The sequence below is a fragment of the Citrobacter sp. Cpo100 genome, from assembly GCF_030332595.1.
Classification (GTDB): Bacteria; Pseudomonadota; Gammaproteobacteria; order Enterobacterales; family Enterobacteriaceae; genus Citrobacter; species Citrobacter portucalensis.
Map to the genome: position 1 here is coordinate 125,351 of NZ_JAOWHM010000026.1, position 22,416 is coordinate 147,766.

A 22,416-nucleotide genomic window follows, 5' to 3' on the forward strand; every position below is an offset into this window, starting at 1 on the left:
CTCAATATTAAATCGGCAATACGGACGACACAATGAAACAACACGAATCGGCGGATAATTCTCAAGGCCAACTCTTTATTGTACCTACTCCTATAGGAAATTTGGCTGATATTACCCAACGAGCGCTCGAAGTTTTACAAGCCGTTGATTTGATTGCCGCTGAAGACACTCGTCATACAGGATTATTGTTACAACACTTCGCGATTAACGCGCGTCTGTTCGCGCTACATGACCACAACGAGCAGCAAAAGGCCGAAACGCTGGTCGCGAAGCTCAAGGAAGGACAAAACATTGCGCTGGTTTCCGATGCCGGAACGCCGCTGATTAACGATCCTGGTTACCATCTGGTGCGTACCTGTCGCGAAGCGGGGATCCGCGTTGTTCCTCTGCCAGGTCCTTGTGCGGCGATTGCTGCCCTGAGCGCTGCAGGCCTGCCTTCAGACCGTTTTTGCTATGAAGGATTTCTGCCTGCCAAATCGAAAGGGCGTCGTGATGCGATGAAAGCCATTGAGGCCGAGCCGCGTACGCTTATTTTTTATGAATCTACCCACCGCTTGCTGGATAGCCTGGAAGACATGGTTGCCGTGTGGGGCGAATCCCGCTACGTGGTGCTGGCGCGCGAGCTGACCAAAACCTGGGAAACTATTCACGGTGCACCGGTTGGTGAACTGCTGGCGTGGGTCAAGGAAGATGAAAACCGTCGCAAAGGCGAAATGGTGCTGATTGTCGAAGGGCATAAAGCGCAGGAAGACGACCTTCCTGCCGATGCGCTGCGTACGTTGGCCTTATTGCAGGCAGAACTGCCGCTGAAAAAGGCCGCCGCGCTGGCTGCTGAAATCCATGGCGTGAAAAAGAATGCGTTGTATAAGCACGCGCTGGAACAGCAGGGAGAGTAAGCCCGATTGCTGATGGCCAAACCGACAAGGGTATGGCCATTAGCTAACACAGTGCTTAAGACTGAGCGGCAGTTTCACTGATTAATAAGCGGTTTGCTGACCCGCATACAGTGATTTTGCTACGCACCACTTCTTTCATCGCATCCATACCGACCCGCATGTAATAGCGAGGATCGTTGCCCTGCGGATTCTCCGCAAACCACGCTTTGACCGCATCGGCAAAAGCGATTTTCAGTTCGGTCGCGACGTTAACTTTGCAAACGCCAAGCTCGATCGTGCGGCGGACGTATTCGTCAGGGACATCGCTTGCGCCATGCAGCACCAGCGGAACGTCGACTACCTCACGAATTTCACCCAGCCGCTGGAAATCGATTTTGGGCGTTTTGGTGTACAAACCGTGTGCTGTGCCGATGGCAACAGCAAGGCTATCTACGCCAGTACGCTCAACAAACCGTTTAGCTTCTTGTGGATCGGTGAGGAAGGCGCTTTCTGCATCCACACTCATATCATCTTCTACGCCACCGAGGCGACCCAGCTCAGCTTCCACGCTGCAATCTTTGGCATGGCAAAAATCCACAACGGATTTCACCAGCTTCACGTTTTCTTCAAACGGAAAGTGGCTGCCGTCAATCATTGCGCTGCGCACTCCTGCATTCACTTTACGACGAATGTCGTCCAGCGACTCATGGTGATCGAGGTGCAGCGCCAGCGGTATACCGTAGCTGGTGGAATAAGCGCTGCACAGCGCGTAGATCTCTTCCAGAGCGATATGCTTAAAGGTACCCGGCGTTCCTGCCAGGATCACCGGCGATTGCATTTCATAGCACACTTCAAGGATCGCCTGGATCGTCTCGGCGTTATGAATGTTAAAGGCGGGTACGGCATAGCCCTTTTTTTGGGCATCCAGCAGGAGGTATTTCGTGGAAATAATGCTCATAAAACGATCCTTTTAGGCGTTCCAGGGATGAATAACAACGCCCTGTACAACGCGGTTCACAGTGCCGCTGGCAGAAGGCGTATCCGGTGTATTGCCGATATTGATGGATTGCGTCAAAGCAAAAACCTGGGCGTAGATCAGGAAGCAGAACGCCAATTCCATATCGATGAAAGAGCGTGCTGGTGGCAGCAGAATATGTGGGCCTGCTTCAATCACCTCATGGGTTTGTGCGGCAATCGCGACAACCCGCAATGCCTGCCGATCGCGGCGTAACTCTGCCAGCAGATCGAGATCGTATTGACGTGTATACGGATGGCTGGAAACAAAGACCACTACCAGCGTTTCGTTATCAACCAGTGACTTTGGACCGTGACGAAAGCCTGTCGGGGAGTCATAGAATGCGGCCAGTTTGCCTGCAGTCAGCTCCAGGACTTTCAGTGCTGATTCCCGCGCTGCTCCCTGTAATCCACCGCTACCGAGGTAAACGATCCGTTTCCAGGGTTCATTGCCAAATACACCGTCGCTGAAATCGCCCAGCGAAGTCAGAATCGTCTGGCACCGATCGGCCACGTCACGGAAGGTCTGGCTGTTGATTTTCTCTGGGGCAAATACTGCCAGGCAGCTGGCCATCATGGTGGTAATGCTGCTGGTCATGGCGAAGCCACGGTCATGTGTCTCTGCGGGCATTAACAGAGCAAAGGCATTGTCGCTTGCAACTGCGTTTTGATAGAGGCTACCTGCTTCGTTGCAGGTGATCGGCAGGTGATAACACTCAGGCACAAACTGATTAGCCAGTTCCACTGCCGCAACGCTTTCAGGGCTGTTACCTGAGCGAGCGAAAGAAATGAGCAGCAGCGGATGTGCGGGATTCAGGTAATCCATCGGATTGGTGACCAGATCGGTGGTCGGCACAGCGCTGATATTTTTTCCGGTGTAGCTTGCCAGCCAGGGAGCGATGATGTCGCCAATGAATGCTGATGTTCCAGCCCCGGTCAGTATGATACGCAGATCGTTTTTGCGCAGTAATGGCGCGAGAAAGCTGTCAATGGCAGATCGAATGTTGTCGATATTCGTAAGGGAACGGATCCAACTGGCAGGTTGTTGACGGATCTCTTCTTCGGTCCAGGTGCCCGTTACCGCGGTAACAGGGGTATAGGTTTCTGGCATAACTTAAGTCCTTAGTCTTGTAAATTCCACATAAGACGCTGGCGAGAATGTCGCTATCTTTCGTTTCGTTTCACTTGTTCATCTTGTCGATTGATTAAAATTTATAGGAAAGAAATCGAAAGAGCAATAATCCAAAAGGAAATAAAACGAAATTTGTGATCGTGGGAACGAAAGGTGTGGTTATCTTATTGATCTATAAGAAGTAGGCTTGTTGTAGGATGGTTAGGTATTTACTCAAGCGAAAGGAAAAGAAAGGCCTTGCGATCGAAGACCGCAGGCCAACACGAGACAAAATGAAAGGTCAAAGGGGGAGAGCCTGACCCTGAATCCAGATCTGTTGTAAATGTAGCCCGCTATTGAGCGCGATCGCGTCTGCACGTTTTCCCACTGCTAACGATCCCAGTTGGCGATCGATACCCAACAGACGTGCGGGGTGGAGAGAGGCCATATGAATTGCCTCTTCTGCCGTTATCCCGGTGAGCTCGACCATATTACGTACGGCGGCGTCAACCGAGAGCGTGCTACCAGCCAGGCCACCGGAAGCGGTACGCACAATACCACTGTGCATTTCTACTTCCTCACCGCAGAGCGTATAGCGTCCGTCTGGCATTCCTGCAGCCTGCATGGCATCGGTGATCAGCACCAGCCTGTCTTTGGCGCAACAGCAGCAGAGTTTCATGGCTGCCGGGTGGACATGGTGTCCGTCAGCGATAAGTTCCAGCCAGGCGCGAGGGTCGGTTAACCCTGCGCCAACCATTCCTGGCTCCCGATGATGTAAGCCGGTCATACCGTTGTAGCAGTGAACCAGTCCGTCAGCGCCGGCGTCAAAGGCTGCGCGGGTTTGTTCCCAGGTAGCTGCGCTGTGTCCCAGCATCACCCGTACGTTGCGCTGCTTCAGATGTTCGATGGCCTGCAATGCACCAGGTTTTTCTGGTGCCAGCGCAACGACGCGCAATGTTTGCTGGGAAATCGATATCAGTTCATCCAGTTCACTGAGTTCCAGTTCCCTGAAAAGCTCAGGTGGGTGCGCCCCTTTGTTCTGCGGCGTAAAGTACGGGCCTTCAAGATAACTGCCCAGTACCTGTGCGCCGGGCCCTCCGGAATGGTAGCGCTGGGCGATACGCTCAAGCGCCTTGTGAATATCCGGTAATGGAGCGGTGACGGTAGTGGGTAGCCAGTTGGCTACCCCTTCACGTGCTTTGTGCATCGCCAGTTTGTCGAGTGTATCCGGTGCTTCATCCATCACATCGGCACCCGCGCCCCCGTGTACGTGGGTATCAATGTATGCCGGACAGAGCAGTTCAGCATCGCGGACCATAACGCCGGAAGGAATTGGCTCTATTGCCGCAATGATACCGTCTTCAACATGCAATTGATGATCGTCCAGCCAACCCTGTTCGGTCAGTAGACGTCTGGCGCGCAGTAGCAGTGTCATATCCCTTCCTCAACGGGCTTTTCCTCACGGCAGCGTCCCAGCTCGTCCACCAGGCTGGTTAAACCCCGGTGCCCGCACTCCAGCGCCTGCAAACGAAACGCTTCGCTGCTCAGGCCGTCGCGCTCCAGCACCATCTCCAGTAGCAGTTGTAGATTGGTACCGGTGATCACTTCAGTACCTTGCCTTTGCATGGCTAGTGTGGAAGCGACGCGAAATGGTGTTCCGCCCAACAAATCAGTCAGAAACACGATGTCTTGCTGCGCATCCAGTTCACCCACCGCCTGTTCAAGTTGTGAGGTGAGCAAGGCAGTGGTTGAGGTTTCCGGAAAGTCGATGGCAATGAACTGAGTCTGCTCACCCAGAATCTGTTTCATCGCTTTTTCCATTCCGCTGGCAAACCCGCCATGACCCGTCAAAATAATACCTAACATCTACAACCCCTTATATTTACAGGAAATGACAGAACTTACCTACGACGCCGAGCACCACGGTAATGGCGATAAGGCGCAGAGGACTCCAGCCACGGCGGACCAGCCAGAACATGGTTAATGTGTAGACCAGCGGTAAAAAAGCAGGCATCAGCTTGTCTATCACGTCTGTTTGCAGTTTCACTACCGCATCGCCAGCAGTGATTTCCAGCGTAGTGCTCAGGCGAACATAGGTCGCTACCAGCGCACCAATCACCGTCATCCCAACGATGGATGCCGCATGTCCAACCTTTTTGGTGTTAGCTTTAATCAGCGGAATGGCAGCAACGCCCATTCGATAAGCATAGTGTGCCAGCCCAAAGCGCAGACCAAGATGAACCACGTTGAACATAACAATAAAGACAACTGCGCCAAGAATAGAGCCTTGCAGCGCCAGACTAGCCCCGATACCGCCGCAAATAGGCAGTAACGTTAACCAGAACATGGCATCGCCGATGCCGCCAAGCGGCGCACCCACGGCAATCTTGGTGCTTTGAATACTGTTCACATCCTGCTTGGAGCGTTCCATCGCCAGGATAATCCCGATAACAAACGTGACCAGGAACGGGTGCGTGTTGAAGAAGCCCATATGGCCTTTCATCGAACGCGCCAGATCGCGCTTATTGGTATGGATCTTTTTCAGAGCAGGTAACAGGCCGTACAGCCATCCTGATGCCTGCATACGCTCGTAGTTAAAAGAGGCCTGCAACAGCATTGAACGCCAGGCAACACGGTTGATATCTTTTTTCGTCAGCTCGGCACCGATATTCTGGTCTTCGTAGACGTTTTCATTGGTGCCGGACAGCAGCGTTTCTTCGGTTTCGGAAACGTTCGGCAGAGCCGTTTGATTAGATGCCATCTTCGAATTCCTCTTTTTGTGCTGCGGGAGCTGTAGGTTCAGGTGATTTACGCAGAAAATCGATCAGCGCCATTGCCAGTGCTGCGGCGGCGATCGCCAGCACAGGGAGTTTGAGCCAGGCTGCTGCTACAAAACCCAGGATGAAGTAGGGGATATAGACGTTTTTCATCATGATTTTCAGCAGTACGGCGAAGCCGATAGCTGGCATGATGCCGCCTGCCACACCCAGGCCGTCAATCAGACGCGTCGGCAGAACATCTATCGCGGTTTTGGCATGTTCCGCGCCAAAGTAAATCGGCAGGAACGCGCATAAAAAGTAGAAGGTCCCCAGCGCGAGCAACGCCAGATAGTTGACTCGCTCAATCCCGGCGGTATCGGCATTCGCTGCCATGCGATCGCAGCGAGCCATCACCCCGGACATCACAGAGAACAGGAAGGTAATCCCCATCTGTACTGCTACGGCGAACGGTACCGCCACACCTACGGCAACTTCAGGTTTCACTCCGGTCGTTATGGCAAACGTGGTTCCCACGATAGTGCCGATAATCACGTTTGGCGGTTGAGCTCCCGCCAGTGGGGCAAGACCCATCCACACCAGTTCCAGCGTACCACCTGTTAAAATACCGGTATGCAGATCGCCCAGAATCAGGCCGACCAGCGGCCCGAGAACAACCGGGCGGTGCATGTGCGTTAACCCATTGAACATATCCAGGCCTGCAATAAAGGCGAGAATACCCAACGCAAAAGCCTGCAACAGACTGATTTCCATTGTGAATCCCTCAGAGAAGTTTATAGAGGTCCTGGGCGGGTTCTGTTGGAACGCCCTGAACGAAGCATTCCACTCCAGCGGCTTTGAGCCCGTTGAACGCCGTAATATCTGCAGCGTCTACAGAAACCGTTTTGGCGATTTGTTGCTTGCCGTTGGCGTAGTGCATATTGCCAACGTTGATACGGTTAACAGGAACACCGCCTTCGACCAGACGGAAGAAATCCGCAGGCGATTTGCAGACCAGCAGAATTTTCTGGCGATCGGCGGCACGGTGAATATTGTCGATCACTTTTTGTAGTGACCAGAAGCGTACGGCGATCCCTTCTGCCAGTACCATTTCCATCAGGTTTTGCTGCACTGGATCTTCAGCCACCTCATCATTAGCGACCAGCACCAGGTTTGCCCCCGCAAACCCGACCCATTGCACACCAACCTGACCGTGAATCAGACGTTCATCAATGCGACTTAATACAATGTTTGGCATGGTATTTTTCTCTTTTTTGTTATGCGTTACGATCTGGAGCACCCAGGCAGGCGCAGTGATATTGCTGCAGTATGTCCTGAATATGGTTAATGATGAGTTCTCGCGGCGTGGCGCTGAGATCTCCCTCGCGCACTTTTACGTACTGCAAAGGTAAATACTGGCTAATCAGCGGTAGTGGAATGGGGTCGTCCGCCAGGTTACGTACCAGACGTTCAAATGCTTCATCAATCTGGCTGTCCGGCCAGTAGTAACGAACCCGATCAGAGTAGCTGTATCCACGGGCCAGACGGCGTGCGTTGCCATCACCGTGATAATGGCTCTGCCAGTACTCTGGTCTATCAAGCATTACGCTTTCCAGCACATGTCGCAGGCCTGAGCTGGCTTTTGCAGGCAGCAATTCTTCTTCAATGGCAGCTAACGAAAACAGCGCTTCGCGCAGGGCGAAGGTAAGCGCGGGTCCCACTTTCAGAATAGCGAAGTGGTCTATCACCAGTTGGCGCAAGGACTGTGGCGTTTGGTAATCGGTAGAATGCGCTTCAAAAACCAGCGTGTCGTAGTCTTCCACCATTTTGCTGAGTGCCACGGCTTTCTGCGGTTGATAATCAATGATGTGCGTGTGGTCGAATTCAACGCCAGGTTGCACGACCAGGGCGATAATACGTGCCCATATACCTTCCAGCCCGCGCTTTTCAAAGGCGTGATAGTGGGCCTGCAGCGTTGCACGTGCGGCATCTGGCGTTGTTACCGCCAGTTCGGTTAACGCTTCGTGTGCGCCACCAGGAACCGGAACTTCTGTGCCAATCACATAGACCAGGTCAGACTCGCCAAAATGTGCCATACAGGTTTCTTCGGCGACTTTGGCCAGGCGTGCGGCGCGCTCAGCGACGATTTCATCCGTCAGTGGAACCGGGTCGTTGGCACAAGACATGCTGCAATCGAGGTGGATTTTTTTAAAGCCTGCGGCGACATAGCTCTTGATCAGATCGTCAGCATTGGCCATTGCCTGTTCCGCAGGCAGATTTTGCCAACGGTTTGGCCCGAGATGGTCTCCGCCGAGAATCAGCATATCCTGAGAAAAATCAAGCGAGTCGGCTAATCGGCAGACAAAACTGCGAAAATCGGCTGGCGTCATACCTGTATAGCCGCCAAACTGGTCAACCTGATTAGAGGTTGCTTCGATCAACAGCGGTGTATGGTTTGCATGGGCGTAGCGTATTGCGGCTTCCAGTACGATTGGATGCGCGGAACAAACGGCATAAATCCCATTTGCCTTCCCCCGTTTATGCTGCTCGACCATTTTAGTTAGATGTTTCACTTTCCTCTCCAGGTCAGATTACTGCGACATCAATCTTTCGTTTTGTTTCATTTAATACTGCATCATGGTGTTATAAAAATAAAACGAAAGATAATAGTTTTCCGATCTGTTTCACAAAAGAAACACAATGAAAGGTTTCAGCGTAAGTTCGTCCGGCTCTTCCCTGCTTGCGGGGCTTGCATTCGCGCAAAAGAAAGGCGTTAATAGACAAAACGAAATAAAACGAAAGGTTCAACTAAAGGATTTCTTATGAGTAACACCGAGTCCTCTGCAGACAAGCGCGTTATTGGCACCAGCGAAAGACGTGAGCAGATCATCCAGCGGTTACGGCAGCAGGGAAGCGTTCAGGTTAACGATCTCTCCTTATTTTTTGGCGTCTCCACGGTCACTATTCGCAACGACCTCGCTTTTCTGGAAAAGCAGGGGATTGCGGTACGTGCCTATGGCGGAGCGCTGATTTGCGAAAGCAATGCATCTGTTGTGGAGCCTTCTGTTGAAGATAAGAGTTCACTTAATACGGCAGTAAAACGCAGTATTGCCAGAGCTGCCGCAGAGTTGATTCAACCGGGACACCGCGTGATCCTTGACTCCGGTACCACGACCTATGAAATTGCCCGCCTGATGCGCCAGCATACTAATGTCATTGCTATGACCAACGGTATGAATGTCGCCAATGCGCTACTGGAAGCCGAAGGGGTTGAGCTGCTGATGACCGGCGGTCATTTGCGTCGTCAGTCACAATCGTTTTATGGCGATCAGGCTGAGCAGTCGCTACAAAATTATCACTTCGACATGCTGTTTCTTGGCGTTGATGCTATTGATTTAGAGCGTGGTGTTAGCACGCACAACGAAGATGAAGCGCGTCTCAACCGTCGGATGTGTGAAGTGGCTGAACGTATTATTGTTGTTACCGACTCGACGAAGTTTAACCGCTCCAGCCTGCATAAGATCATTGATACCCAGAGGATCCATACCATCATTGTTGATGAAGGTATCCCAGAGGAGAGTTTGCAGGAACTACGCCGCAGCGGTGTTGAAGTGATCATTGTTGAGTAGTCCCGCTCTAAAATTCAAAAATGTGATCCCATTCAATTAAACAAAAACAAACCATAAGCGAGCTTTTTTAGTAGCTCGCTTTCGTTTTTTTGCATGCTTCCCGTCTCTTTCTCGCATCTTACCCGCTTTGAGTCTTTTCATTTTTTCGGTTTTCTTCGTTTCGGTTTGCTAAAACGAAAGAAAATAGTCAGTTTTGGTTAAATTAAACGCTGAGTCTGTGCGCACAAATTCACCTTATTGCTTCTGATGTAATATATTCAAAAGAAAACGAAAGTGCTAAAGCGCTAAAACAAAACAACATGAATATTTGATGGAGCAATAGAAATGCTGGATAACTTAAGACGTCGCGAGCAAATAATTGATCTGCTGTGCGATCAGGGTAGCGTTCGTGTCGAGCCACTGAGCGTCCATTTTGGTGTGTCATCGGTCACGATCCGCAACGACTTACGTTATCTGGAGCAGAAAGGATGCGTCATGCGCTCCTACGGCGGGGCGGTTCTCAATCAGCACTTTGCCCTTGACCGGCCTTTGCAGGATAAGGACCGGCTGAATCGCGATGTGAAAACGCGTATTGCCGAAAAAGCAGCCAGCTTTGTGAAAGATGGTGACACGTTAATCCTCGATTCCGGTTCGACCACCACGCTCATTCCTCCAATGTTAAAGAATCGCCGCGATCTGGTGGTGATGACCAATGCGCTCAACATTGCGTGGGAACTGGCGAATTTTGAGCGCGTAGACGTCATGATCCTGGGAGGGAATGTCAGGCAAAGCGTCTATTCATTGTATGGCCCTTCAGCAGAACACCAGCTCAGACAATACCGGTTTGATAAGCTTTTTTTGGGCGTTGATGGATTCTGCCTTGAAGCGGGGATTACCACGCCACATCCGGGAGAAGCACATCTGAATCAGGTAATGTGTGAGGTTGCGCAGGAGGTCACGGTAGTCGCTGACTCCAGCAAGTTTGGCCGCAAAAGTTTCTGTATGATTAGCGAAATCAGCGGGATTGACCGGGTGATTACCGACAGCGGTATCCCTGAAAATTATCACCGGACGTTAATCCAGCTTGGGGTGGATGTGGTGATTGCGGATGAATAACTGAAATTGCTGGCGAGATTTTCTCGCCAGCAGTGTTTTAGTGGGTCAGCGTACCCTGTTCAACCAGCAGCAATGCGGCACCGCGAACCCCGCTGGATGCACCATGGATGGCCGGGAATACGCGGGCAGGCTCTAATCCCGGGAACAAGTAACGTGACATGGCCTGCGGCAGCAACGTATAAATTTCCTCGATGTTGGAAACTCCACCGCCGAGAACAAAAGCATCGACATCCAGAATCAACTGCAATTGCGCCAGCGTACAACCCAACATATCAATCCATGCTTCTATGGTTGTAACGGCGCTGGCATTGCCATGACGATAATGCTCCAGCAGGGTCTCCATTTTGAGTTGTTCTCCACTGAAGTGTTTGTGGAGCCACAGTAAACCAGGACCGGATTGATAGCGTTCCAGACACCCTTGTAAGCCACAGCCGCACTTCAACTCCGGCAAGTGATAACGACGCATAAACGTTGCCGGAAGCGGTAAATGGCCGAACTCACTGGCCATTCGGTTGCGACCCCGATACAACTGACCGTCAATGACTAACCCTCCACCCATGCCGGTGCCAATAATGGCACCAAAAATTCGGGAGAACTGGCGAGCCTGCTGGGTATGGGCTTCCGAGAGTGCAAAACAGCAGCAGTCATTGTCCAGTTCAACCGAACGATTGAGGCGGTGGGCCAGATCGTTCATCACCTGGCGTCCTGTGAGGCAAGGCACGTTAGATGACAGTAATTTTCCGGTATGTCTGTCCATAAGACCGGGCATGCCGATGCCAATTTTTCCTTGCGTTCCAGTCGCCCAGTCGGCGGTATCAATAAGTGAAGTAAAGGTCGAAAGAAAGAGTTCATAATCCTGCACTGGCGTGGCGACGCGCTTACGCCAGCAAACCTGCATTTCCTTATCAAAAGCGACAATTTCAGTTTTGGTTCCACCAATATCAACACCGTAAAACATGCCTCATCTCCTCCGGCTTCACAGCGTAACCAGACAGTTTTCCTTGCGAGCGCGCTCTGCGGCAAAGACCATTAAGTGACTTTCCAGTGATTCATCCGGGCCAGAAAGGATCATATTTTGATCGTTGGCCATCACTGCGTGGATGAAGCGATCCATCAGGTAGTAATCGCCACCACCATGCCCCCCCATCTGGGTTTGTGTGCCAGCGGCGATCTCCTCGATCTGATGCACTGTTTCTTTGTCTGTCAGGAAATCAAACACCCGGATCTGCTCGCCATCGCCTTCCAGATAACCTCTGGTACCAAACAGGCGCGTTTTTCGATCTTCCATTTTGGTAAACGCGGTCATGGTAAAGGTCACTGTCTGTTGGTGGGCAAAACGTAAGTTAACAACCTGATGATCCACCACATCATTATCACAACGATAAACGCAACGACCATAAGGCCCATCGCGCAGCGCCTGGCGAACATTCTCTTCGCTAGGATCTGCAGTCAGCACCCGACGGAAGTGTGGAGTGCATTTGTGGTTTTCACCCAGATAAATTTTGCAGGCAGACCAGGGACAGGTTGATTCAACCTGACAATCAAGGCAGCGGTCGGCGGCACCAGCAGGCTGATTCTCTTTCACAAAGTGACTCAGGCTACCAAATGATCCTACGTCCTGGCAGTTGTCGCTCATGATGTAGCGGATCCAGTCCAAATCATGACAGGATTTCTGTAACAACATAAATGACGATTCTGCTTCATTGCGCCAGTTACCACGTACAAACGAGTGCGCCTGATGCCAGTAACCTACGGGTTCGAGATGCTGCATGCTGACAATATCGCCAATTACGCCATCATCAAGCAGTGATTTCAGCTTTTGCGTATAGCGGGTGTAACGCAGGACGTGCGCGACGGCCAGTAATACGTTGTTGCGTTTGACCGCATCAATAATGATCCGGCAATCTTCTGGCGTAGGGGCGAGCGGTTTTTCCAGCAGAATGTGATAGCCGAGATTAGCAAACGCCACGGCAGGATCTTTGTGCATATTATCCTGCGTGCAAATAAGTACCACATCGGCCATTTTGGGTTGGGCCGCAGCTTCTTGCCAGTCGCAAAACACGTTATTTGGGTCAATCTTATGCTGTGCGACAAACTGCTGGCGGTATGCCTCTCTGGGCTCGGCAACGCCTACCACCTGCATTCTGTCTGGATGTTCAAGCGCATAGCGAGAATATATTTCTCCGCGCGCACCAGCCCCTACCACTAATACGGTCACTTTATTCGCACACATATAAACCTCTCATTTTTCACTTAGCCTGAATAACGGTCAGGCCAAATTTTCTTCATGTTTTTTATCAAACAAAAAGGCGGCATCCAGATTAAATTTCACTTTGATAGATTCACCGGGAAGTGGGGTCCAGTCGGGTGAGGAGTTAATACGTAAGATCATATGTTGCTCACCAATATCAAAATGCAGAAGGTCTTCGTTGCCCATCCTTTCTACGTTGGTAATGTGCGCATCGAACGCAGAGGCATCATGCTGCGAGGCTAACTGAATGGCCTCTGAGCGGATGCCAAACCAGACGCTGGAGTGCGGATATTGCTCCAGTAGGTTACTCAAGCGCGTATTTAATGGCAGGATTAAATTATCAGCCAGGCGCAGGCCACGAGTGCTGGGGTCAATATCAAGCAGCATAATATTCATTGCCGGATTACCAATAAAACCAGCAACAAATTTATTCCTGGGGTGATGGTAAATATTCCCTGGGGTATCCACCTGCATAATACGACCGCCATTTAGAACGCAAATCCTGTCTCCCATCGTCATCGCTTCAATCTGATCGTGCGTGACGTACACCATGGTTGCGCTCACGCCTTCGTGACGCAGTTGTCGATGCAGTTCTGTCAGCCGCACGCGCATTGAAACACGCAGTTTTGCATCCAGGTTGGACAGCGGCTCATCAAACAAAAAAACGTCTGGCTTACGCACGATGGCCCTGCCAACGGCTACTCGCTGGCATTGACCGCCTGAAAGCTGACCGGGCTTTTTGTCGAGCAATGTTTCGATTTCCAGCTTGTGTGCAGCTTCCCGGACGCGGATATCAATTTCTTCTTTGCTCATTTTCCCTAACAGACTGAATGCCATATTTTTATAAATCGTCATGTGGGGATAGAGGGCATAATTCTGGAAGACCATGGCAACGCCTCGCTCCTTTGGTAGCAGGTCGTTGACGCACTTCTCTCCGATTGCGATATGGCCATGAGTGATATCTTCCAGACCTGCAATCATGCGTAGCAGCGTTGATTTGGCGCAGCCTGATGGCCCGACAAACACCATGAATTCGCCGTCGTGGATTTCAAGATCAACGCCATGGATCGCCTGAAAGCCATTGGGATAGACTTTGCTTACTGCCTGTAATTGAATACCTGACATAACACTGCCCCTTATCCTTTAATTCCGGCACCAGCGATGCCGCGAATAAAATAGCGCTGGAAGAAGATATAAAGTAACAACATCGGGATAATCGCCAGCAATGCGCCCGCCATTAACATCGGATATTCCACGCCTGAACGGCCAGAAAGTGAGGCTAATCCTACTGGTAATGTCATTTTATCCATGGAGGTGTTGACGATCAGTGGCCACATTAAATTATTCCAGCTCCACAGTCCGTTAATAATGACGCAGGCAATCAGTCCCGGTTTAATTAATGGCAGCATAATTTTGAAGAAAATAGTCAGATGGTTATACCCATCCATAATGGCTGCCTCTTCCAGTTCTTTAGGTACTGACAGAAAAAACTGACGTAATAAAAAGGCGCTATATATGCTGAATAAACCCGGTAACACCAGTCCAGGAATTGAGTTCAGCAAACCGATTTTTTCAACGGTTAAAAACTGTGGGATTAAAAAGATCTGACCGGGCACCATCAGAATTGAAATACACAGCATAAACAGGACATCTCGTCCTTTGAAACGCAGTCGGGAGAAACCGTACGCTGCCATTGCCGCAATCAGCGTCTGCAAAATGACGATGACCAGCGTGGAGACGATCGAGTTAAAGTAAAAGCTGCCAAAAGGCATTTCATGCAAGATTTTACCGTAAGCCTGAAACCCTGGGTTGGCGGGTAGCAGTATCGGCGGAAAGGCGATGCTTTCTGCCTGGGTTTTAAAAGAGGTGATGATCATCCAGATAAACGGAACCACCGTTACCAGCGTCGCGAGGATCATCAGGCCGTAAATTAGCCATTTTTCACGTTTTGTCATGAACATCGTGGTGCCTCACTGTGCTTTAAGTCGTTTACCAATCCATATTTGCAGCAGCGTCAGGACCATCGTGATAACGAAAATCACCACGGCGATTGCTGAGGCATACCCTTTTTCATGGTAGATAAAGGCGTATTTATAGAAGAGATAGGCGATGGTCATCGTCTGATCGTCCACCATGGATGAACTGCCAAACAGCAGATAAACCACATCGAAAATTTGCAGCGTTTCGATAAAAGAGATCACCAGTACGAAAAACAGCGTTGGGATCATTAGCGGTAAGGTAATAGACCAGAATCCACGCAATTTGCTGATGCCATCCAGCGACATCGCTTCATAAATTTGTTTGGGGATCCCCTGCAATCCAGCGAGCAGAATGATCATCTTCAACGCAATAGCCGACCAGATGATAACCAACGAGGCGCTCAGGCGGACGACATCGGGATCGGATAACCAACCGATGGACGGAAGATCGAAAAAAGCCAGGATCTGATTAATTAAGCCGAAGTTTCGGTTCATCAACCACTGCCAGACCATAGCAATGGCCGCAGGCATAGTGACAGCGGGTAGAAATAATAGCGTGCGAAACAACCACTGACCGCGAATCGCCTGATTCAGGCCAATTGCGAGCAGTAATGACAAAACGGTGATTATCGGTACGCAAATAAAAACATAGGCCAGGGTGTTATATATTGCTGAACGAAACTCATCATCGCTGAATAAATTAATATAGTTATCTAAGCTGATCGTCGTCCAGATCTGAAACTCGCCCAGGTCGGTGAAACTATAAAAAACGTTCTGGAAGAATGGAGTAAAGTAAAAAACAATTAACCCCGCCAGTAACGGCATAATCATTATCCATCCCCAAAAGCGTTCTTCTTTTTCCAGCTTGGTCAGGGATTTTTTGTGCACTTCCCTGGCTGGTAATTGTGGGGATGCAGCTTCATCTGAATAGCTCATACAGACTCCGGGATGCTCACTGTGCAACCAAAATATATTGCGTGGGCGAAAGCGAGAGGGAGCATGGCTCCCTCAGGATTATTTCTGCATTTCTCGTTCAACGCGTTTTGCAACACCAGGCATGACTTTTTCAGGGTCAGTACCCGTCCAGACTTTTTTCAAGCCATCATTCAGGATGCTATTCCACTTGGCGGTATTAGAGCCTGCGGTTGGATATTTATGTGAGAAAGCCAATGAATCTATATAGGCTGAAACATCAATACCCTTAAAGCCTTCAGCCCACTCTTTGGCCACTTTTTGGTTCGCAGGGATCACGACTTTTCCCGTAGCCAGCGTCTGCTGCGCATGCTCAGAACTCATGAACTCAATGAACTTCCACGCCGCATCTTTATGCTGACTTTTTGCTGACATGGCAAATGCCAGGCTATGGGATACACCTGCTTGCTCTGCCATTTTAGGCATTGGTACCACGCCGATGTGATCCTTAATCAGCTCATTTTGAGAGAAGGGTAATGCCCACCATGAGCCTGCGTAGACCATGGCTACCCGGTTTGACTGGAAGACATCCGAGGCTTCCATCTCGCCTGGCGGTTGGATTAGTCCCGCGTTCAGCATGCCTTGAACATCGCGATAGACGGCGATGGCTTTGTCATTGGCAACATCCGTTTTGCCCTCAGGCAGGACAATCTTATCGCCAGCCTGTAATAGCAGGTTAAAATAACTGTCCTGTCCGCTGCTGAATTCCATTGCCAGTGGATAAGACTGTTTATCCAGCCCTTTACGCAACTGCGCTGATTTTTGTTTTAAATCGTCCCATGTCCAGTTTTTATCGGGATAGCTCACGCCAGCCTGATCGAACATTTTTTTGTTGTACCAGACGGCAATTGCATCAATATCTCTTGGGATGGCATATTGCTGCGACTGGTATTGATAGGCATCGACTGAGCTTTTAACAAAATCATCCAGTTTCGGCGCTGATTTCTCTTTCAGATAATTGCTCAGTGGTTCCAGCATGCCATTTTTAACATATTGCTGGAAATTAGGCATGTTCATCCAGAATACATCCGGTGCTACATTTCCACCGACTGCTGAACTTAGCTTGATAAAATATTGGTCATAAGGTGTTAATTCAATTTCGACTTTGATGCCAGGGTTGTTTTTTTCGAATTCATTAACGAGCTGTTGTTCGCCAGGGAGTTGATTACGGTCCCATAACGTGTAGCGTAATTTAACAGGCTTTGCGTCCGATTGGCCTTCAGCACTCGCGACGACAGGAGTTGCCAGTAAACAGGAAATAAGACAGGCCAATGCGACATTATTTTTATTCAGGGTATACATAACTTCCCTCTTTATTCAGGTCAGAATGCTTATGAGGTAAATTACAGGAGCCTATGAATAATCTGTTTTACATCGGAGAAAGTCAAAGCGGTAAAAAATAGGGGATTATCGCATTAAAACAAGGTCGTCTTTCGGTAGGTTTCTCTTTTATCAAAACGAAAATATAACATAAAACAATGGCGATGTTATTTCGTTTAATTTCATGTTGTTAGGTTCATTTTGTGGGTTTGAATCGAAAAAAACAGATGTTTAAAAAAACCTCTTAAAATGCGAACGTTATCACTTTATTTGTTGTTACATAGACATAAAAAACGGGGATAAATCCCCGTTTTTTCGTTGGCTTTCGTTTCGATAATCAGGTCACTGGCGCTGGGTTAAACACCGCCAGCTGGTTATGCAGTCCCCACTGATCCGAGAAGGTTTTCTTACGCCCGCTGGCGACGTCGAGAATAAATTCGAACAGTTTCAGACCCACATCTTCAATGGTTTCTTCTCCGGTGGCGATGGTGCCCGCGTTAATGTCCATCAGGTCAAACCAACGGTTGGCCAGCTCGGTGCGTGTCGCCATTTTAATCACCGGCACGGCCATCAGGCCATATGGCGTACCGCGACCGGTAGTGAACACCTGCACGGTGATCCCGGAAGCGACCTGTTGTGTACCGCAAACAAAATCACTGGCGGGGGTTGCAGCGTAAATCAGGCCACGTTTGGTTGGACGCTGACCCGGCGACAATACTTCGACAATCGCGCTCTTGCCAGACTTGGCAATCGAACCCAGCGCCTTTTCCACCACGTTTGCCAGACCGCCTTTCTTGTTGCCCGGAGAAGGGTTGGCGCTGCGATCCGTTTTGCCCATATCAAGGTAGTTATCGTACCAGGCCATCTCTTCGAGCAGGCGTTTACCTACTTCTTCGTTAATCGCACGTGGGGTCAGAAGGTGGATGGCATCGCGCACTTCGGTTACTTCAGAGAACATTACGGTCGCGCCGCAGCGTACTAACAGGTCGGAGGCATAACCCACCGCCGGGTTGGCCGTCACGCCGGAGAACGCATCGCTACCGCCGCACTGCATGCCGACCACCAGTTCTGAAGCCGGGCAGGTTTCACGTTGGCGCTGATTGAGTTTTGCCAGGTGACGTTCGGCCACCTGCAGAATATCGGTGACCATCGATTGAAAGCCGACGTGCTTTTCATCCTGCAGGCTGACGATACTGGCGCTGTCGACCGGAATACTTTTCACGTCGTGCGTGCCTTCCAGCAGCCGCTCTGGCTGCAGTTTTTCGCAACCGAGGCCGATGACCATCACTTCACCGCCAAAATTTGGGTTAAGCGCAATATTGTGAATGGTGCGAATCGGCATGATGGCGGCTGGAGCATTGATCGCCACGCCGCAGCCGTAGAGATGATTGAGCCCCACCACACCGTCGACGTTCGGGTATTTAGGCAGCAGATCGCGCTCAATGATTTTCACCACATAATCCACCACGCCCGCTACGCAGTGCACGCTGGTGGAGATACCGAGTAGATTTTTGGTACCAACGCTACCGTCAGCATTGCGGTAACCTTCAAAGGTATAACCCTCAAGAGGCGGCAGCGGCTCTGGCACTTTAGTTGCCAGCGGCAGCGTCTCCAGCGGCGGGGCTTTGGGCAGCTCAACCATTGATTCATCAATCCAGCTGCCGCGTGGGATATCGCGAACGGCATAGCCTATCACTTCGCCATAACGCACGATTTCGCCATGAACAGGAATATCCAATAGCGCCACTTTATGACCCTGGGGAATATGTTCAATGAGTTCCAGTCCGTCCGGAAAACGCGTTCCGGCTTTCAGACCATTGTCATTGACAATTATCGCCACATTATCTGTTTCGTGAACTTTAATATAAAACGCCGTTGGCGATTCTTGTCTGATTTCGATGTCGGCCATTGTCCAGTATTCTCCAACAAGGTGGTGATAATAGTGTGGATATTTATATTTTGAATCTAATTGTAAGTAATAAAGATTCGGTATCGTGAAATAAGAATGTCAGGAGTTTAACGTGAAGAATGTGACGATGATCACTTAAACTCAGCAAGGCCGCGTCACCAGTGGTAGCAATACGTAAATGTGTGCATTAGCGCCCATGCTTGTGTGCATATGCCCAAAACATTAATTTAATAACGTGTATTTAATGAGCGCTTGCACAATGATTAACGTTGTGCTGATGATTATACTAAATCACGGTTTCATAACGTCTGATAAATTATTATCTATTTTTATTATCGGTAATTTATCACGAGAAATACCCACAAAATAATAATAAAAACCTTTTATGTGCCCGAGGTAAATAGAATGATATTGGATACAGTTGTCGAGAAAAAGAAAGGTACGCACACCCGTTATTTAATATTGCTGATAATATTTATTGTTACAGCCGTTAACTATGCGGACCGTGCGACGCTGTCTATTGCCGGAACTGAAGTGGCGAAAGAGTTACATCTCAGCGCCATCTCAATGGGTTACATTTTCTCCGCCTTCGGCTGGGCTTACCTGTTGATGCAAATCCCCGGCGGCTGGCTGCTGGATAAATTCGGCTCGAAGAAAGTCTACACCTACAGTTTGTTCTTCTGGTCACTGTTTACCTTCCTGCAGGGCTTTGTGGACATGTTCCCGCTGGCCTGGGCGGGTATTTCAATGTTCATCATGCGCTTTATGCTGGGCTTCTCGGAAGCGCCATCCTTCCCGGCTAATGCCCGTATCGTGGCAGCCTGGTTCCCAACGAAAGAGCGCGGCACGGCATCCGCGATTTTTAACTCCGCACAGTATTTCTCCCTGGCGCTGTTTTCCCCGCTGCTCGGCTGGCTGACCTTCGCCTGGGGCTGGGAGCACGTCTTTACCGTGATGGGTGTGATTGGTTTTGTGCTTACCGGACTGTGGGTAAAGTTTATTCATAACCCAACCGATCACCCGCGCATGTCGCAAGAAGAGTTGAAGTTTATCTCTGAAAACGGCGCGGTCGTGGATATGGACCATAAAAAACCGGGCGATGTGAAGTCAGGTGGTCCTAAACTGCATTATATCAAGCAGTTGCTGACAAATCGTATGATGCTTGGTGTGTTCTTTGGCCAGTATTTTATCAACACAATTACCTGGTTTTTTCTCACCTGGTTCCCGATTTACCTGGTTCAGGAAAAAGGTATGTCGATTCTGAAAGTGGGCCTGGTGGCTTCGATTCCGGCACTGTGTGGGTTTTTCGGTGGCGTGCTCGGCGGCGTGTTCTCTGATTATCTGATTAAACGTGGTTTCAGCATTACCCTGGCGCGTAAGCTGCCGATAGTGCTCGGCATGTTGCTCGCATCGACCATTATTCTGTGTAACTACACCGATAATACCGCTCTTGTGGTGGCGCTGATGGCGCTGGCGTTCTTCGGTAAAGGTTTCGGCGCGCTGGGTTGGCCGGTGATTTCCGATACCGCGCCGAAAGAGATTGTCGGTCTGTGCGGTGGGGTATTTAACGTATTTGGCAACGTGGCTTCCATCGTCACCCCGCTGGTGATTGGGTATCTGGTGAGCGAGCTGCACTCATTTAATGCTGCGCTGATGTTTGTAGGGTGCTCGGCGCTGATGGCAATGGTTTGCTACCTGTTTATTGTCGGTGACATTAAACGTATGGAATTGCAGAAATAAACAAAGGTATAGGCGATGAATAACACGATTTTCCCGAATAAGTTTAAAGCGGCCCTCGCGGCGCAACAAATTCAGATTGGCTGCTGGTCTGCATTGGCCAGCCCAATCAGTACCGAAGTTTTAGGCCTGGCAGGTTTTGACTGGCTGGTACTGGATGGCGAACATGCGCCGAATGATATCTCGACGTTTATTCCGCAATTGATGGCGCTGAAAGGCAGCGACAGCGCGGCGGTAGTGCGTGTACCAACCAACGAGCCGGTAATTATCAAGCGTCTGCTGGATATCGGGTTTTACAACTTCCTGATCCCGTTCGTTGAGACGGAAGAAGAAGCGGTTAACGCTGTGGCGTCGACCCGCTATCCGCCGGAAGGTATTCGCGGCGTGTCCGTATCCCATCGCGCCAATATGTTTGGCACCGTACCGGACTACTTTGCGCAGTCGAATAAGAACATCACCATCATCGTGCAGATCGAAAGTCAGCAGGGCGTTGATAACGTTGACGCAATCGCGGCGACAGAAGGTGTTGACGGTGTCTTCGTCGGACCAAGCGATCTGGCCGCGGCGCTAGGTCACCTCGGCAATGCGTCACATCCTGATGTGCAGAAAGCTATCCAGCACATTTTTGCCCGCGCGAAAGCACACGGCAAACCAAGCGGCATTCTGGCCCCGGTAGAGGCGGATGCGCGTCGTTATCTGGAGTGGGGCGCGACGTTTGTTGCCGTTGGCAGCGACCTTGGCGTGTTCCGTTCAGCCACGCAGAAACTGGCTGATTCTTTTAAGAAATAACCACCATCGACAGTAGAGAGAGATAAAGACATGACAATGAAAGTTGGTTTTATTGGCCTCGGTATTATGGGTAAACCAATGAGTAAAAACCTCCTCAAGGCAGGTTACTCGCTGGTGGTTGCTGACCGTAACCCGGAATCTATTGCGGAAGTGATTGCCGCAGGCGCTGAAACTGCCGCCACGGCGAAAGATATCGCTGAGCAGTGTGATGTGATCATCACCATGCTGCCGAACTCTCCGCATGTTAAGGAAGTAGCACTGGGTGAAGGCGGCATTATTGAAGGGGCGAAACCGGGCACAGTGCTTATCGACATGAGCTCCATCGCGCCGTTAGCCAGCCGTGAAATTAGCGATGCGCTGAAAGCGAAAGGCGTGGATATGCTGGATGCGCCGGTCAGCGGCGGCGAGCCAAAAGCGATTGACGGCACGTTGTCGGTGATGGTCGGCGGCGATAAAGCGATTTTCGACAAGTACTACGATCTGCTGAAAGCGATGGCAGGCTCCGTGGTACATACCGGTGAAATTGGCGCGGGTAACGTCACCAAGCTGGCGAATCAGGTGATTGTGGCGCTGAACATTGCCGCGATGTCTGAAGCGCTGACGCTGGCGACCAAAGCGGGTGTGAATCCGGATCTGGTGTATCAGGCGATCCGTGGCGGGCTGGCAGGCAGCACCGTGCTGGATGCGAAAGCGCCGATGGTGATGGATCGCAACTTTAAACCAGGTTTCCGTATTGACCTGCATATCAAAGACCTGGCGAACGCGCTGGATACCTCTCATGGCGTTGGCGCTCAGTTGCCGCTGACTGCAGCAGTCATGGAGATGATGCAGGCGCTACGCGCAGATGGATTGGGTACTGCCGATCACAGTGCGCTCGCATGCTACTACGAAAAACTGGCGAAAGTGGAAGTCACTCGCTAACAAGAAGGGCGCGGATGTGCGCCCTGTATTTCTTGCCTTGCGCGGCACAGTCAGGCTA

21 protein-coding genes are annotated in these 22,416 nt (G+C 50.5%); 6 read left to right on the plus strand and 15 right to left on the minus strand.

The window, feature by feature from the left end:
• The first annotated feature begins 32 nt into the window (after positions 1-32).
• Positions 33-896 (plus strand): 16S rRNA (cytidine(1402)-2'-O)-methyltransferase, encoded by an 864-nt coding sequence (gene rsmI, locus OGX96_RS04105; protein WP_003024942.1) that lies wholly within the window; start codon positions 33-35, stop codon positions 894-896.
• Positions 897-951: 55 nt separating this feature from the next.
• Here the strand turns inward: rsmI and kbaY are convergent, their stop codons facing one another.
• The 8 genes from kbaY to kbaZ form a co-directional block, all read right to left on the minus strand.
• Positions 952-1,833: a tagatose-bisphosphate aldolase subunit KbaY gene (gene kbaY / locus OGX96_RS04110; protein ID WP_016151042.1), complete on the minus strand. Its 882-nt coding sequence runs from the start codon at positions 1,831-1,833 to the stop codon at positions 952-954.
• 12 nt (positions 1,834-1,845) lie between these two features.
• A complete protein-coding gene (locus OGX96_RS04115; protein ID WP_008785901.1) occupies positions 1,846-3,000 on the minus strand; it encodes an AgaS family sugar isomerase in 1,155 nt (384 codons plus the stop codon).
• Positions 3,001-3,301: 301 nt separating this feature from the next.
• Positions 3,302-4,435, minus strand: a complete 1,134-nt coding sequence (nagA, locus tag OGX96_RS04120; RefSeq protein WP_198801741.1) for an N-acetylglucosamine-6-phosphate deacetylase — start codon at positions 4,433-4,435, stop codon at positions 3,302-3,304.
• Complete coding sequence (gene agaF / locus OGX96_RS04125; protein WP_048215476.1) at positions 4,432-4,866, minus strand: PTS galactosamine/N-acetylgalactosamine transporter subunit IIA; 435 nt, start codon at positions 4,864-4,866, stop codon at positions 4,432-4,434. The genes nagA and agaF overlap by 4 nt, the downstream gene beginning before the upstream one ends.
• Positions 4,867-4,882: 16 nt before the next feature.
• Entirely contained in the window at positions 4,883-5,761 is an 879-nt protein-coding gene (agaE, locus tag OGX96_RS04130) for a PTS N-acetylgalactosamine transporter subunit IID (RefSeq protein WP_003024929.1), read from the minus strand.
• Positions 5,751-6,530, minus strand: coding sequence for a PTS N-acetylgalactosamine transporter subunit IIC (agaW, locus tag OGX96_RS04135; protein WP_003839998.1), 780 nt, complete (start codon positions 6,528-6,530; stop codon positions 5,751-5,753). The genes agaE and agaW overlap by 11 nt, the downstream gene beginning before the upstream one ends.
• 10 nt (positions 6,531-6,540) lie before the next feature.
• On the minus strand, positions 6,541-7,014 hold the full coding sequence (agaV, locus tag OGX96_RS04140) for a PTS N-acetylgalactosamine transporter subunit IIB (protein ID WP_003024925.1): 474 nt from the start codon (positions 7,012-7,014) through the stop codon (positions 6,541-6,543).
• 19 nt (positions 7,015-7,033) lie between these two features.
• Complete coding sequence (kbaZ, locus tag OGX96_RS04145) at positions 7,034-8,329, minus strand: tagatose-bisphosphate aldolase subunit KbaZ (protein WP_020996349.1); 1,296 nt, start codon at positions 8,327-8,329, stop codon at positions 7,034-7,036.
• 249 nt (positions 8,330-8,578) lie between these two features.
• Here kbaZ and OGX96_RS04150 point away from each other — a divergent pair, with 249 nt between their 5' ends.
• Both OGX96_RS04150 and agaR read left to right on the plus strand, forming a co-directional pair.
• A complete protein-coding gene (locus tag OGX96_RS04150) occupies positions 8,579-9,385 on the plus strand; it encodes a DeoR family transcriptional regulator (RefSeq protein ID WP_153686695.1) in 807 nt (268 codons plus the stop codon).
• A 324-nt stretch (positions 9,386-9,709) separates the two neighbouring features.
• Complete coding sequence (gene agaR, locus OGX96_RS04155; RefSeq protein WP_003024920.1) at positions 9,710-10,480, plus strand: transcriptional repressor AgaR; 771 nt, start codon at positions 9,710-9,712, stop codon at positions 10,478-10,480.
• Positions 10,481-10,517: 37 nt separating this feature from the next.
• On the opposite strand, the gene OGX96_RS04160 is transcribed toward agaR, so the two are convergent.
• The 7 genes from OGX96_RS04160 to garD all read right to left on the minus strand — a co-directional run bounded on the left by OGX96_RS04160 (position 10,518) and on the right by garD (position 18,911).
• Positions 10,518-11,438, minus strand: a complete 921-nt coding sequence (locus tag OGX96_RS04160; RefSeq protein WP_008785896.1) for an ROK family protein — start codon at positions 11,436-11,438, stop codon at positions 10,518-10,520.
• An 18-nt stretch (positions 11,439-11,456) separates the two neighbouring features.
• Positions 11,457-12,713, minus strand: a complete 1,257-nt coding sequence (locus tag OGX96_RS04165; protein ID WP_048236827.1) for a Gfo/Idh/MocA family protein — start codon at positions 12,711-12,713, stop codon at positions 11,457-11,459.
• A 36-nt stretch (positions 12,714-12,749) separates the two neighbouring features.
• Positions 12,750-13,856 carry an ABC transporter ATP-binding protein gene (locus OGX96_RS04170; RefSeq protein ID WP_008785894.1) on the minus strand — a complete coding sequence of 369 codons (1,107 nt, stop codon included), beginning with the start codon at positions 13,854-13,856 and terminating at the stop codon, positions 12,750-12,752.
• 11 nt (positions 13,857-13,867) lie between these two features.
• Positions 13,868-14,692: a carbohydrate ABC transporter permease gene (locus OGX96_RS04175; protein WP_003024907.1), complete on the minus strand. Its 825-nt coding sequence runs from the start codon at positions 14,690-14,692 to the stop codon at positions 13,868-13,870.
• 9 nt (positions 14,693-14,701) lie between these two features.
• Positions 14,702-15,646 carry a carbohydrate ABC transporter permease gene (locus OGX96_RS04180; protein WP_079934944.1) on the minus strand — a complete coding sequence of 315 codons (945 nt, stop codon included), beginning with the start codon at positions 15,644-15,646 and terminating at the stop codon, positions 14,702-14,704.
• Between the two features lie 78 nt (positions 15,647-15,724).
• Positions 15,725-16,984 carry an ABC transporter substrate-binding protein gene (locus OGX96_RS04185; RefSeq protein WP_071445996.1) on the minus strand — a complete coding sequence of 420 codons (1,260 nt, stop codon included), beginning with the start codon at positions 16,982-16,984 and terminating at the stop codon, positions 15,725-15,727.
• A gap of 355 nt (positions 16,985-17,339) precedes the next feature.
• Positions 17,340-18,911: a galactarate dehydratase gene (garD, locus tag OGX96_RS04190; RefSeq protein WP_198801743.1), complete on the minus strand. Its 1,572-nt coding sequence runs from the start codon at positions 18,909-18,911 to the stop codon at positions 17,340-17,342.
• A gap of 405 nt (positions 18,912-19,316) precedes the next feature.
• Between garD and garP the strand changes: the two genes are divergently transcribed.
• From garP to garR, 3 genes are read left to right on the plus strand one after another with little or no spacing between them, the layout of a single operon-like run.
• Positions 19,317-20,651: a galactarate/glucarate/glycerate transporter GarP gene (garP, locus tag OGX96_RS04195; protein ID WP_008785890.1), complete on the plus strand. Its 1,335-nt coding sequence runs from the start codon at positions 19,317-19,319 to the stop codon at positions 20,649-20,651.
• 15 nt (positions 20,652-20,666) lie between these two features.
• Entirely contained in the window at positions 20,667-21,437 is a 771-nt protein-coding gene (gene garL / locus OGX96_RS04200; protein WP_008785889.1) for a 2-dehydro-3-deoxyglucarate aldolase, read from the plus strand.
• 30 nt (positions 21,438-21,467) lie between these two features.
• Positions 21,468-22,358, plus strand: coding sequence for a 2-hydroxy-3-oxopropionate reductase (gene garR / locus OGX96_RS04205; protein WP_003828600.1), 891 nt, complete (start codon positions 21,468-21,470; stop codon positions 22,356-22,358).
• Positions 22,359-22,416 lie beyond the last annotated feature (58 nt).